This window comes from Microcoleus sp. B3-A4 (assembly GCF_036705385.1).
Lineage (GTDB): Bacteria > Cyanobacteriota > Cyanobacteriia > Cyanobacteriales > Microcoleaceae > Microcoleus.
On the sequence record NZ_JAUBUI010000069.1, the window covers coordinates 1 to 12,935 of the forward strand.

General features: G+C 45.2%; 14 protein-coding genes and 2 pseudogenes. 5 read left to right on the plus strand and 11 right to left on the minus strand.

The genetic code is table 11. The features are described from left to right. Positions 1–194: 194 nt before the first annotated feature. The gene (locus QUB33_RS22205) at positions 195–386 is read right to left on the minus strand and encodes a hypothetical protein (protein ID WP_333354338.1); all 192 of its coding nucleotides are present in this window, start codon (positions 384–386) and stop codon (positions 195–197) included. A gap of 128 nt (positions 387–514) precedes the next feature. Here QUB33_RS22205 and QUB33_RS22210 point away from each other — a divergent pair, with 128 nt between their 5' ends. From QUB33_RS22210 to QUB33_RS22225, 4 genes are all read left to right on the plus strand, one after another. Further along, positions 515–1,459 (plus strand): glycosyltransferase family 4 protein, encoded by a 945-nt coding sequence (locus tag QUB33_RS22210; RefSeq protein ID WP_333354341.1) that lies wholly within the window; start codon positions 515–517, stop codon positions 1,457–1,459. A gap of 167 nt (positions 1,460–1,626) precedes the next feature. Continuing rightward, positions 1,627–2,997, plus strand: a complete 1,371-nt coding sequence (locus QUB33_RS22215; RefSeq protein ID WP_333354344.1) for an O-antigen ligase domain-containing protein — start codon at positions 1,627–1,629, stop codon at positions 2,995–2,997. A 442-nt stretch (positions 2,998–3,439) separates the two neighbouring features. Continuing rightward, positions 3,440–4,234, plus strand: a complete 795-nt coding sequence (locus QUB33_RS22220) for a WecB/TagA/CpsF family glycosyltransferase (RefSeq protein WP_333354346.1) — start codon at positions 3,440–3,442, stop codon at positions 4,232–4,234. A 194-nt stretch (positions 4,235–4,428) separates the two neighbouring features. Then, positions 4,429–4,872, plus strand: coding sequence for a DUF4079 domain-containing protein (locus QUB33_RS22225; protein ID WP_333354350.1), 444 nt, complete (start codon positions 4,429–4,431; stop codon positions 4,870–4,872). Between the two features lie 89 nt (positions 4,873–4,961). Here QUB33_RS22225 and QUB33_RS22230 read toward each other — a convergent pair whose 3' ends face one another. Continuing rightward, on the minus strand, positions 4,962–5,870 hold the full coding sequence (locus QUB33_RS22230) for an alpha/beta hydrolase (RefSeq protein WP_333354353.1): 909 nt from the start codon (positions 5,868–5,870) through the stop codon (positions 4,962–4,964). Between the two features lie 377 nt (positions 5,871–6,247). Beyond that, the gene (gene ubiG, locus QUB33_RS22235) at positions 6,248–7,093 is read right to left on the minus strand and encodes a bifunctional 2-polyprenyl-6-hydroxyphenol methylase/3-demethylubiquinol 3-O-methyltransferase UbiG (protein WP_333354356.1); all 846 of its coding nucleotides are present in this window, start codon (positions 7,091–7,093) and stop codon (positions 6,248–6,250) included. A gap of 225 nt (positions 7,094–7,318) precedes the next feature. On the opposite strand from ubiG, the gene QUB33_RS22240 reads away from it, so the two are divergent. After that, positions 7,319–8,050 carry a TIGR04283 family arsenosugar biosynthesis glycosyltransferase gene (locus QUB33_RS22240; protein ID WP_333354360.1) on the plus strand — a complete coding sequence of 244 codons (732 nt, stop codon included), beginning with the start codon at positions 7,319–7,321 and terminating at the stop codon, positions 8,048–8,050. Between the two features lie 14 nt (positions 8,051–8,064). On the opposite strand, the gene QUB33_RS22245 is transcribed toward QUB33_RS22240, so the two are convergent. The 8 genes and pseudogenes from QUB33_RS22245 to QUB33_RS22280 all read right to left on the minus strand — a co-directional run bounded on the left by QUB33_RS22245 (position 8,065) and on the right by QUB33_RS22280 (position 12,867). Further along, positions 8,065–9,117: an acyltransferase gene (locus QUB33_RS22245; RefSeq protein WP_333354363.1), complete on the minus strand. Its 1,053-nt coding sequence runs from the start codon at positions 9,115–9,117 to the stop codon at positions 8,065–8,067. 355 nt (positions 9,118–9,472) lie between these two features. After that, on the minus strand, positions 9,473–10,159 hold the full coding sequence (locus QUB33_RS22250) for a DivIVA domain-containing protein (protein WP_333219980.1): 687 nt from the start codon (positions 10,157–10,159) through the stop codon (positions 9,473–9,475). Continuing rightward, positions 10,042–10,620: a pantetheine-phosphate adenylyltransferase gene (gene coaD, locus QUB33_RS22255; protein WP_071587822.1), complete on the minus strand. Its 579-nt coding sequence runs from the start codon at positions 10,618–10,620 to the stop codon at positions 10,042–10,044. The genes QUB33_RS22250 and coaD overlap by 118 nt, the downstream gene beginning before the upstream one ends. A 138-nt stretch (positions 10,621–10,758) precedes the next feature. Beyond that, on the minus strand, positions 10,759–11,595 hold the full coding sequence (locus QUB33_RS22260; protein ID WP_333354366.1) for a M15 family metallopeptidase: 837 nt from the start codon (positions 11,593–11,595) through the stop codon (positions 10,759–10,761). A 250-nt stretch (positions 11,596–11,845) separates the two neighbouring features. Next, positions 11,846–11,980, minus strand: a pseudogene (locus QUB33_RS22265) (helix-turn-helix domain-containing protein); the annotation flags it as partial. 66 nt (positions 11,981–12,046) lie between these two features. Beyond that, positions 12,047–12,409 carry a transcriptional regulator gene (locus QUB33_RS22270; protein ID WP_333354369.1) on the minus strand — a complete coding sequence of 121 codons (363 nt, stop codon included), beginning with the start codon at positions 12,407–12,409 and terminating at the stop codon, positions 12,047–12,049. Beyond that, a pseudogene (locus QUB33_RS22275) lies at positions 12,393–12,739 on the minus strand (type II toxin-antitoxin system RelE/ParE family toxin). Before QUB33_RS22275 ends, QUB33_RS22270 begins: the two are co-directional and overlap by 17 nt. Beyond that, a complete protein-coding gene (locus tag QUB33_RS22280) occupies positions 12,730–12,867 on the minus strand; it encodes a hypothetical protein (RefSeq protein WP_333354372.1) in 138 nt (45 codons plus the stop codon). The pseudogene QUB33_RS22275 and the gene QUB33_RS22280 overlap by 10 nt, the downstream one beginning before the upstream one ends. Positions 12,868–12,935 lie beyond the last annotated feature (68 nt).

The window sequence follows — 12,935 nt, forward strand, 5'->3', positions numbered from 1 at the left end:
GAGTAATTTTCCTGTCTCTTTTTTTCGCTTTAGTAGTGCTTGTACCGTACTTTTGCGCTCCTTGAAATCTTTCTGCTACTTTCCGAATAGAGGTGTTACCTGCTTCTCCTTGTGTCAACGATCTTTTGACGCATATCTAGGGAGTAGGGTTTCATTTTTCTCTTTTTTACCACCTCTACTACTGTACCTAATTGTTAAGCAAAGTGCTGTAATGATTTAGGATTGCTATACATCGTGAATGTCACCAACATCAGACCGTTCATGGTCAGGTGAGAGTCCGAACAGCGGGTTAAACCAGACTTAGTAGGTGTTAGACCAGGAGCCGGATGCAGTGAAAGTTGCACGTCCGGTTCTGAAGGAGAGGTGTCCTCAAGCAATTGAGGCATCGACTCTAATCAAGAAAATTACTTTTGTCCTGCCTACCCTTGGTCTTACAGGTGGCATGAGGGTGTTATCTATATAATATACTACAGAACTTCTCCAAAAACGAGGGCACAAAATATTTATCGTCTCTATGCCCCTGCCGCAACCGACTTTAATCCAACAATTGCGATCGCTGCTGAGGGGTAGGGGTTGGCTGTCGGCTCCCAAAACACAAAAGTCTCACTTTGACAAGGTGGATGTCGAAAGCCGAGTTATCGAAACCAACCGTCCAATTATTGATCTTGACGTACCTGATGCCGATATTGTCATGGCTACTTGGTGGGAAACTACTGAGTGGGTGGCAAAACTCTCTCCTAGCAAAGGAACAAAAGTATATTTACTCCAACACTACGAGGCTTTTGACTACGTACCACAAGGTCGGGTAGAGGCCACAAGGCGGCTGCCGATGCACAAAATCGCTGTCGCCTTGTGGCCCGCCGACATAGCTCGGAATCAATACGGCGATTTATCTGTATTTCTCGTCCCTCCCACCGCGGACACCAAACAGTTTTACGACCCCCTGTCGCGAGCTCCGCAGCCGCGAGGCAAGCAATTAGTTCCCACAGTCGGGAGCTACTATACTACAACTCCTGGGAAAGGCTGCGATATTGCCCTGAAAGCTTTCTCTATAGCGGCTGAAAAAATTCCCAACCTTCGTTTAGTTGCCTTTGGTTCCGGCAATACTCCTCATCCCAATTTGCTGCCGGATGGCCTTGAGTATAATAAGGCACCTACTCAAGACCAAGTAAAAGAATTTTACAGCAAATGCGATGCTTGGCTGTTTTCCAGCAGATCCGAAGGCTTCGGCTTGCCAATTATCGAAGCGATGGCTTCGGCTTGCCAATTATCGGCACTCCGGCTGGTGCTGCTCCGGAACTACAAGCTTGCGTCGGTGGCATACTTGTCAAGCCAAAAGACCCAGAAGATATGGCAAAAGCGATCGAGCAGATTTGTCAGTTGTCTGATGCCGAATGGGGGCAATGTCCAAGACTGCTTGGTAAAAGGTTATAAATTATACCTGCGAGGATGCAACTAATCTCTTCGAGGCGACACTGTACGCTGCTGTGGAACGTCACGCACAATTAACGAACAAGGCGTAAAATTGAGGTTGATTTAAAAGATTGGGGTTGGGCGATCGTTTAAGCGAGAATTTTTATAGGGCAAATTGAGTTGTCTTTCTACAATTTTACTGCAAAAAAAACTATGGCTGCATTGATCCCAGTTACTATGTTCGGCTTTATTCCAGTCGTTTTTTACCTGTTTGTGAGGTTTCCGCCTCTACGGGCGGTAATTATAAGTTTTGTGGCAGCGTGGCTTTTTTTACCGCAAGCTTCTTATCCCATCCCCTCATTGCCACCGTATACCAAAATCTCTGCCGCTTGCTACGGCATTTTGCTAGGGACTCTGATCTACGATACTGCGCGCCTCACATCTTTTAAGCCCGGTTGGCTGGACGTGCCAATGGTAATTTATTGTTTGTGTCCAATTATTTCACAAGTTAGTAATGGCGGCAGCCCGATTTCTCCGACTGTCAACCAAATCGTTACTTGGGGTCTGCCTTATTTTTTAGGACGCTTGTATGTGGGCAATTTAGACGGGCTGCGACAATTGGCGATCGGGATTTTTGCAGGTGGGTTAGCCTACATGCCTTTTACTTTAATTGAAGGGGTTAAGGGCCCAATTCTGCACCAAATGATTTACGGCGTCAATGCCTTTGAGGACTGGGGTCAAGCAAGGCGTTTGGGGGGGTGGAGACCAGTAGTGTTTATGCAGCACGGTTTGATGGTGGGCCTGTGGATGATGACAGCCGCCTTAATTGCCGTTTGGCTGTGGCAAACTGGGACGCTTAAAAAGTTTATGGGCCGTAACATCAAGACTTTAGCAATTATATTAACTATCGCTTTTTTCCTGTGCCGTTCTACTGGCGCCTACAGTTTATTTGCAATGGCGTTGCTCGTATTATTCTCTGCCAAGTTTTTTCGCACCTCTTTGCCCTTGCTATTGATAATTGGTTATATAGTGTTTTATCTGTACGTAGCTGCATCGGGTCAATTTTCGAGCAAAGACGTGATTGGATTCATCACTCAAGTATTTGGCGAAGAACGAGCCGGCTCTTTGAAGTTTAGATTTGACAATGAAGAGATATTGGGGGAAAAGGCGCGGCAAAGATTTATGTTTGGCTGGGGGGATTCCGGCGGGAACCGCGTGTACGACGGGTATGGTAAAGATATCTCGATCACCGACAGCTTATGGATTATTGCCTTTGGCGTCAACGGTGCAGTCGGTTTAGTTAGTTTATTTTCTTCCATGTTACTTCCTGTTATCGTCTTTTCCGTATTCAAATATCCCGCCAGAACCTGGTCTAATCCCAAGGTAGCACCTGCTGCTACCCTGGGGATAGCCTTAACTATGTACGTGTTTGACTGTGTTTTGAATGCTATGACTAACCCGATTTTTGCGCTGATTGCTGGAGGAATATCAGGTCTGGTCTTAAAAGCTCCAGAAAGTCTTAAGGCCAAGAAAACCAGTTCGCCACCAAGAAGACAGTCGCTGGTGCACCAAAAATTAGGCTGATTTTCGGGAAGGCGATCGCTGCTTCACTTCAAGATTGACACTATCTTGCCTTCCCTGGAGAGAAAAACTAAAAAATCTACCACTTTTGGATGAAATCCAGTTCGGAAGTTGCGAGAGATTTCTCACTCTGTTAAAATTTTAATCTCATAAACTCTTTTTTACATTCATTTGCAATGCTTCAACAAGTATGAGCACGGGATGGCTTTTTTCTTGAAACTGTGTTGCGAGTTATCAACTTAAAAATGGGCTTTATACACTTTTTCTAAAACGAGCTGCTTCTTTACATAATCTTTAAAAATCCTCACTAGACAGGCAGGGTGTAGGAGGATATACTGAGAAAAGTATGTTCACTGAAGCACCCAGGTAGTTAAAACACGAAACTGTATTGTGGGTTATAATAGTTTGAGTTGTAGTTTAATATAAAGCGGGAAGGGTATCATAAATGAAAACAGTTAATTTATTGAATGTCTCGATAGATAACTTTTCAATCACAGAGTTGTTTGCAAAACTCGACTGCGAAGGTGGTGTCGTATTTACACCCAATGTAGACCACTTGATTAAGTTGCAGTATGACCGCGACTTCTATGAAGCTTACAATACATCTACTTATAGAGTCTGCGACAGTCAAATATTGATGTATGCATCCAAGTTTTTGGGTACTCCTCTCAAAGAAAAAATTTCTGGTTCTGATTTGTTCCCTGCATTTTATATGTATCACAAAGATAACGAGAAGATTAAAATATTTTTGCTAGGAGCTGCTGAAGGCATAGCTAAGAAAGCCCAGGAAAAAATTAACCAAAAAATTGGAAGAGAAATAGTAGTTGAAGCACTTTCTCCTTCTTTTGGGTTTGAAAAAAATGAAGAAGAATGTGAAAAAATAATTGACGTGATAAATAAATCAGGAGCTACAGTTCTCGCCATAGGAGTGGGATCGCCCAAGCAAGAGAAGTGGTTGGTTAAATACAAGAGCAAATTAACACACGTCAAAATATTCTTAGCCGTAGGTGCAACCATTGATTTTGAAGCTGGTTCCAAAGCCAGAGCTCCCAAATGGATGAGCGAAGTCGGCATAGAATGGGCGTACAGACTGTTAAGTGAACCGAGAAGGTTGTGGAAAAGATATTTGATTGAAGGTCTGCCTTTTTTCCGATTAATTTTAGAACAAAAATTAGGGTTTTATAAAATGCCTTTCATGGAAAGCAAAACCAGCCAGCTAGAATGGAAAGGTGGTTCCTAAAAAGGTCAGCCACAAATCTATAGCGTAAATTAAGCTGAGTATCAGAGAAAGTGCGTTTGACTTCCAGGTAAGACTGATGCCATCTGTGGATAGTCCGATCGCACTTTCTCTCAAAATAATTCATTTTTGCTTTCAAGTCCAGGTAAAATCGGAAAGAAACCTTTTGTGGAAAATCCTAATTAGGGATGCAACCGATGAATCTGCCTTCTTTCTTGTGGTTGTGGAAAATAGCGGCTTGGTCAATGGGTGTTGCCCTGTTGGCTTACCTGTTGCTGGCCGTTACTGGAACGTGGATGTTTGCCACTAGGAGTACCAAACAACCGCGCCCAAAGTGGCTGCGTCCCTTTCATTTAGCCACTGGTGTGGGCATGGCGACTTTGGTAATTTTACTGCTGGGAATTGGTGTAGTCGGTACGCTAGGATACTACGGCAATTTGGGTCACTCGGCTCATTTACCGGCGGGGTTAGCTGTTGTGGCTTTGGTGTTGGTTTCTGTGGGAAGCGGGCTACAAATTGGCCCTAAACATCCTTGGGCGCGCCCCCTCCATATCGGCACTAATTTGGCCTTGTGTGGGGGATTTGTGATTGTGTTGGTCACAGGATGGACGATAGTACAAAAGTATTTGCCGAAAGTTTGAAACCTGTATATTTGACCTCCAACTATACCAAATGTGCCAGGGAAACCATATATGTAAGTATGTAAGGTGCGCCACAGCGCACCCTAGGTTTAATTTTTTTGCGTGAGTCCGCTTTTTGTGATGAATTCTAAAATATGCTGCGCGGTAGTCTGTGGCTTTTCTAAGTGGGGAACGTGCCCGCAGTCGGGTATCCAAATTAGTTGAGAATTTGCGATCGCCCTTGCAAACTTTTCCGCATCCGCCGTGCCCAAAATCCGGTCTTGTTTTCCCCACAAAATCAGCGTCTGCTGCTGAATTTGCGATAATTTTTCCCCAAAACCTCCGTAACCGCCGCTTTTGGTAAACGCAATTAAAGCTTGATTCCAGTTGGGCATTTCCAAGTGCAAAGCAGCACAAGTTTGAGCGTCTTGAGAAGCCAAATTTTTATCGAAATAAGCATTGACGCTAATTCGCTGGCGAATTTTGGGATTGCGTAAAAATGAAGTTGCCAGATACCCTAAAGGAGGAATTAAAAACTTTCCCTTATTAGAACTGATGGCAAAACCTGCGCTATCTATTAACACTAATTGTTTCACAACTTCGGGATAATTGAGAGTGAAATCAATGGCTGCTGCACCTCCCATGGAAGCACCGACTAAGATTACAGGCTGCGAAATTAGCGTTTTCCAAAAATAGTAAAGATGACTTTCAATTGCCCTCGCGCTGAATGCCAAACCTGGCGATCTTTCTGTAAATCCGAAACCCAACAAATCAACCGCCCAAGTTTCATTTTCGGCAGCCAGCAGCGGCAACAGGCGGCGGAATTCAAACAAGGAACTGTCGAAGCCGTGAATTAGCAAAATTGGTGTGTTGCCGCTGCCTTGGCGCACGTAGGTTGTGGCAATTGGTTCAGAAGATAGGGGAGTTGTAATGGTCTCTCGTTGAATGCTTTGGGCTAAGGCAATTGAGGTAGATTCTGTGAGTTGTGCGATCGACTTTGGGAGAAAACTTGCTGGCATAATTCTTGCTAAATTGTGAATCGATAGGGGCGATGCCACTCTGTCCGCCCTAAGATTTAAGTATATATGCTTGCTCGATCGCTATTTGAGGAGTTGGGGCGAGTCATTAAAATTCGATCGATACTCAGTATTCCTCAGCCCAGGCTTAGGTTTGTAGTGCGATCGCCAATATAGCAATTCTCAAATGCCCGCAATACAGTAAGGATACGGCGTGGTGCCGTGTCCCCACGGAATATCTGTATGCACTGCACAGGATAAGGTGTACCGCGACCTGCGTACCCTAAAAAATGCAATAGAGGCGGATTTTAGCAGGATTTGTCGATCGCAAAGATCCGTCTCCCACTCGCCCCTAATGACAACAGTTAACAATTAACTGACTAATTCTTCGCCCCAACGCCAACATACATAATCGACTGATCCTCATTGATTTTGATTTTAAACAACCCAGACTTTTTGTAATTCATATAGTTAGCTAGATTAGATGTTAGAGTTTGAGATACTTGTTTGAAAATACCCGCCGAAGGAAACACCTGCTTTCCGCGTGTAAAATCTTCCCAAAACCCGTGCATTGCGGCTAACATAGCCCCAATTTCGCCAAACATATCAAAACCTTTAATCTGAATATTGCCAAAACCAATATCCTGCATTACCACCGACAGTTCATCCGGGGTAATAAATTTTTCCCAATCGTGAACGCCCCGCCTAATCTCCTGCAAAATATTTTCCATCAGTCCAATCATCACAATTTGCGAGGAAAAAGTTCGGTTAATTGTATCAAAAAAGAACAGTCCCCCAGGCTTTAGAATCCTGTGAACCTCAGACACAACTTTTTTGTAATCGGCAACGTGTTCCAAAACATCCACGCAGATTACAACATCAAAGGTATTGTCGTCGTAGGGCATATTTTCGGCAAAACCTTGCCTGTAGTCAATCTCAAAACCGCTGGTAACTGCGTGATTTTGAGCTGCTGCAATACATTTCTCCGATCGATCTATTCCAGAAACAATAGCGCCTCTCTCGGCCATAAACTCGCAAGAAAAGCCGCCACCGCACCCGACATCTAAGGTTTTCAGCCCTTGCCAATTAGTCGCGTGTCTGTCGAAAAACTCAAATCTGGGTTTGTTTAGATGGTATAAGGCATAAATTTTAGCATTTTCGTCCCACCAATTATCGGCATTTTCCTCATAAAATTCTAAATCATTTTTTACTTCTGTTTTCTGCACGATTTTTTCAGCCCTGATTAGTGGAAAATATATATGGCGATTGCACATTTGCTGGATTTTAGAGGACGCCAATACACCTAATTTTTGTGAAAAAACCGAGGTTTCGTGACAAGTTCGCAGGCAGACACCAAGTTTCTGAATCCGCGCGCCTAAGTTCTATTTTATCGTTAGTTGTGAATCGCCACAGTTTTTTATTATAATAGCTCTGGCATAAATTTCAACCCGATGGATCGCGTTTCTATTATCATCCCAGCCCTCAACGAAGCGACTTGTCTGGAACGCACCCTCCGCCAACTCAGCATTCTCAATCCTCCAGCTTGGGAAGTGTTGGTGGTAGACGGCGGCAGTCAAGACGACACAGTGGCGATCGCACTTTCCGCCGCCACCCGCGTTATTTCAAGCAGTATAGCGGGACGATCGCTGCAAATGAACTTAGGTGCTCAAGTCGCCACCGGTGAAATTCTGTGCTTTCTGCACGCCGATACTTTAGTTCCCGATGACATTGTAGCAGTCATCCATAAAACATTGTCCGATGCCGAAATTGTGGGCGGCGGGTTTATCTCCCTGATGACTGGTTCGCAGCAAACAAGATGGGGTTTTTCCCTCCACAATTACCTGAAAACTTATTACGCGCCGCTGTTATTTCGACCTCATTTATTTTTCCAAGGATTGCGCCTGCTGTTTGGCGACCAAGTTATTTTTTGTCGCCGTACCGATTTTTGGGAATGCGAGGGTTTCGATGCTGCGCTGCCCATTATGGAGGAAGCGGATTTGTGTTTGAAGTTAGTGCGGCGGGGGAGACTTAAGTTAGTCAATCGGGTAGTGGAAAGTAGCGATCGTAGAGTTGCGAATTGGGGCGAATTTAAAGCTATTTCGATCTATCTTTCGATTGGTTTTTTGTGGGGTTTTGGCGTTTCTCCAAGGTATCTCAAGCAGTTTTATGAAGACATCCGCTGAAACACCAAATTTGATTAAACTCCCAAAATGTAGTGCCTGTAATTTTTGGGCAAAACTTTTTCCAAGAGGTAAATAATCGCCCAACAACCTAACAAAGTCCCCGTAACTAAAAAGCCGAGCTTCAGCAGCGGATTTACCGGGTCAATAAACTTATAAAACACTAACAAGACATATTTCACTACTGTCGAATCCAGGAGATATATAGGGAATGAGTAAGCAGCCAATATTTTGACTAACCCCGATACTCTACTGGGAAGTGCGATACTCTTAGAAAATGCGAGGATCGATAATACGAACAAAATTGCGTATCCTTGAGCAGATAGTTTAAAAAACGATCGGAGAAACCATGCCTCGGAATTAACTCCACTTTTTAGGTAAAATTCCCAAATGCTAGCTAGATAAAAAAGGATCGTTGCCCCTAAAATTGGCAGTTTTTTCCGTTCGAGAACGGGTTGAAGCCTGTCATACGAGCCGCCCAAAAATAGACCTGTTGAAAATGGCAAAATCCAACTGAAAATCACGCGCTCCATCAAAGGTAGAGGTATTGATATATATTTGAAAGCGGTTAAGTAGAAGAAGATTGTAAAAATTGTTTGAATTGTTAAGCCCAAAGCCAAAACTTTTCTGGACTCTAAAAATCTTAGTTTCACGAGGAGCCACCACCAGCCGTAGCATTGAACAATCACAACGATGAAGTAATAGGGAGGCATCACTGAACCAGTCAAGATATCTCTGAGTAATGAAAGTAAATCAAATTTTTGGATTTCTCCCAAATTATTTAAGATGTACAAAGCTACTGACCAAAACAGATAAGGGGGTAGAATTTTTGACAGTCTTTTTTTGACTACCAGTGCGGGATTATTTTGATTTTCCAGTTTGTTGGTGAGAAAAAAACCGCTCAACAGTAAAAATGCAGGTACGCAAAATAGTTGAAATGTATCGATCGCCACAAATAAAATTCTGCGATCGCGAAATGCGAAGAACCCAGCATGAGTAATCACCACGCTGACGATCGCTAAAGCTCTGATCAAATCAAATTCAGCGAACCGATTAGAAACTTTTTGCATGGTAAAAATTAGATTGTAAAAATTGGAATCAAGTTAGGAATTTTTTGTCTGATACCAAATCCCGATTGGCTACCCCTTTTATCATTCGGCGGTTGAAACGGCTGCATAGAGTCAAACTTTCGTTCGAGCCAAGGGGGACTAAGAGATAAAGGGGGTCTTTAAGCCGGATTTGGTATCAGCAGTACAATAGCATAAAAGGTTATATTTGCTCCTATCTTCACAAAACTTATGTCGGCAAAAATAAGTCACCGAGTGCTGGGATTGAGGAATAAAGACTGTAGAGACTATGGCGAAAAAAAATCTACCTAAATGAGGTAGACTTTTAGAAAAATTCCAGCAAAGAGTTCACTGTGGGCTAACCGTTGTTGTGATTGATGTGCGACGCAGAAACACTATCCAACTGATCGCGCCCGTTGCGGATCACGCGCAGCATATCGCTCAACTTGTGCTCGATATTATCGAGCACTTGGTCGGCATAATCATCGGCTCCGTTTTGAATTTCCTCGCATTCAGCCATCGCCCTGACTCTCATCTCTTCCAATTCCTCTTGAGCCTGGTAGCGAATTTGTTCGACTTCCGCCAGGGTGGCCTGCTGAATTGCCTCGCAGTCGAGCAAAACTTGCTGGCGCAACTGATCTGCCTCTATCTTCGCCTGCTGGAGCAGGCCCATATCGTTTAAAATTTCTGCTGCTCTCTGTTCTGCTGCTTCTATCACTTCCTGAGCGTAAAGTTCCGCCTCTTGAAGCAAGTCGTCTTTGTGCCGGATGATCGTCTCGGCTTCCTGAAAGGCGATCGGCAAATTTAGCCTCACCAAGTCTAATTGATCGAGTAACTGTTCTTCATCCACCAGAGTGCGTCTGGTCAGGGGAATTCGCGGGCTGTCGAGAACAATTTCCTCAAGCCTGTTCAATTCCCGCTGGATGTCTACTCCTGCGGTTCGGGTGGGATCTCCGAAGGCGGCTGTGTTCTGAGGTGGTTCGTTCTCAGTGCCGAGGCCGGTACTATCGGGTTCGATGCGAGTTGGTTCCTGCTGGCGTAACATTTGTAAATATCTAGGGCGACGTGTTTCGGAACAAGATGATCTACGGAGCCACCAAACTTGGCTATTTCTTTAACTACACTACTACTTAAAAAGCTGTACTCGTTAGAAGTTGCCAAAAAAACTGTTTCAATTTCACCCAGAAGGGTTTTATTGGTGTGGGCCATCTGGAGTTCCATTTCAAAATCTGTTAATACCCGGAGCCCCCGCAGCAGCACTTTGGCTTGTCGAATCTTAGCATAGTTTACTGTCAAACCCTCAAAACTGTCTACTTCTACATTTGGCAAGTGTTGGGTAGAGCGCAGGATCTGCTCGATCCGTTCCTCTACGGTGAAGAGAGGGGTTTTGCTGGGGTTTCTGACTACGGTAACAATTACCCGATCGAACAGTTTAGATCCCCGCTCGATAATATCTGCGTGACCAAAGGTAATGGGGTCAAAGCTGCCTGGATAGATTGCAATCACGAGTTTGGCTCAACCGAGTGGGGGGGAGTGGGGGAGTGTCCGAGTGGGGGAATGGGAGAGTGGGATAGTGGGGCAGTGGGAGAGTCTCCGAGTGGCAAAGCCGGAGATGTGGAAAATCTTCCTTCTTCCTTCTTCCTTCTACTTTTTCATGGAATGAGCTTTGTAGAAAGTTTCGAGGCTTTGCTTGTCGCCCACAAACCGCCAGTGCCAAGGCTCGTAACTGACGCCTTGGCGATTGTTTTTGGGGAAGGACATTTCAAAGCTGAAGGCGACGGCGTTAGCTTCTAACCACTTGAATGCTGGGGTATTTTCAAAACTGGGACTGAGGTTGTTTTCCGGGGCGCTGCCGTCGCCGATGTCGATCGCGTAACCGGTGTGGTGTTCGCTGTAACCTGGAGGGGCGCTGACTTCGGCTCGCTTGCTGGCGTTTTGCCTGCGTTCGGCTTTCACATCAAAAAATACGTGCTGTTGGTCTTGCAGGGAGCGAAAGCCGGATATAGGAGCGAAGTAGATGCCTGATGCCGCTGCGGCGTTGGCCATTTCCTGATATTTTGCTGCTGCTGAGGTGCGGAGTTTGATGCTACCGTCGGGGGTGACGCTTACCAAGTCTTTGGCTGGTGCTTCTGGGTACGGCAAGTGTCCCAGCAAGTTCTCTGGGGTGGCGGTGGCGGTGCCGGCTTTTGAGTTGGTAGCTGGACTCGCGGCCGCTCCTGACGGCGAACTCACTGGTGCTGGGTTTTGTTGAGTTTGCTCTGCCTGACTGGTGGCTGGGAACAAGTTAAAATTGAGGTGCAGCCAGATGCTGACCCCGAAGGCTAATGCGGCCAACCCTAGCAGTTTCCAAATCAGCCCTTTTTTCTTGGACTGACTCGGCCGTGCTTCTAGGTATGGGTGGTCTCGCACTGCTTCTGGAATTTCGTCGGCGACAAGCTCCGAGGCTTGCGGGGGTTTTCTTGACAGACTAGCGTTATCCAAGCCAGCTCCACTCCTGCACTTCAATAAGGCTCAACGTTAAAAATTGTAAACCGATATGGGCGATCGAACAGCTACAATTGCCGCTGAGAATATATCATCTCTTTCTGACCTCGCCCCGTCCCATCCGCCAACTCTGGCATCTTGTGCTTGGGCGATCGTCGCACGGTAGATCGTCCATCCGATGTCGCACTGGTTGGCGCTGGTGGCGCTGGTTTATTTTAAGTGTAATTTGTTACTGTTGGATCAAATCTCACAATTCTGCGATCGACACATCAAACGTCCGCGCCAATTTTAGCAGAGCACCGATGTCAGCCATTGCCAGACCGGGCGATCGGGCATAACTTTTAACAGTATTGTAGGATAGCCCGGAGCGATCGCCTACTTCCTTTAGCGATCGGGCTTGGAGCGCCGTTAAGGTCTAATTAGTAGCTTAAAGCTCGATAGACCAAAATTAAACATTACCAACTTCCGCCAACTCAACATCACTAACAGAACCTTCGTCTTCCCCTTTATCCCCTTCATCAACCGCAACTGTTAACTTCAATCCCAAAACCTTCAGCCAATTAGCCAAAGCATAAATTGTCGCACTTCCTTCTCCCGACAACAAAAAATCTAATTTTTCCAAATGCAATTTAGCATCTTCAGCAGACATATTTGGTTCGCCAAGAGCCTCAAATACATTGCTAAGTGCGAGTTCCAGTAAACCAGGTTCAGGCTCTTCGTCTTCCAAATGCGCTGTTAGATAAGCCGCAGCGTGTATTTTATCCTTGAGCGCTTCTATCAGATAGCCCTGGTAACTATCGCTCGTTGGCATTTTCGCGTTCTCCATATTCTTTCCAATACTCATACGCTTTGCGGATATCTTGTTCTTGAGTGCTTTTATCCCCACCGCAGACAAGAAGAACTATTGTTGACCCCAATTGTCCGAAGTACACGCGATACCCCGCCCAAAATCAATTTTTAATTCGCAGACTCCTTCCCCAACAGACTTGCTGTTTCCTAAATTCCCCAAGCGAACTCGGTCAAGCCTTTGCTCAATTTTAACTACCGCATTCAAATCCCGCAGGGAACTAAGCCACTCTGCAAAAGGATTTTTACCGTCTGGGGTAATATAACGCCTAATTTCCCTCGGTTCTACTTCCATAAAGCCGATCGTACTTGCACCCTCATCTTAATATCGGCGATCGCCCCGTATCCAACCTTCTTCACCAGGGCCAACTCAAGATCACCGATCAAAAGGAACTCTGCCGTCAGGGGTAGTGTAACGCTCAATTTCTCTCGGTTGCGCTTCCATAATCTTGATTTTAGCGACGATCGCACTCCAATCTGGCAGCCGCGCC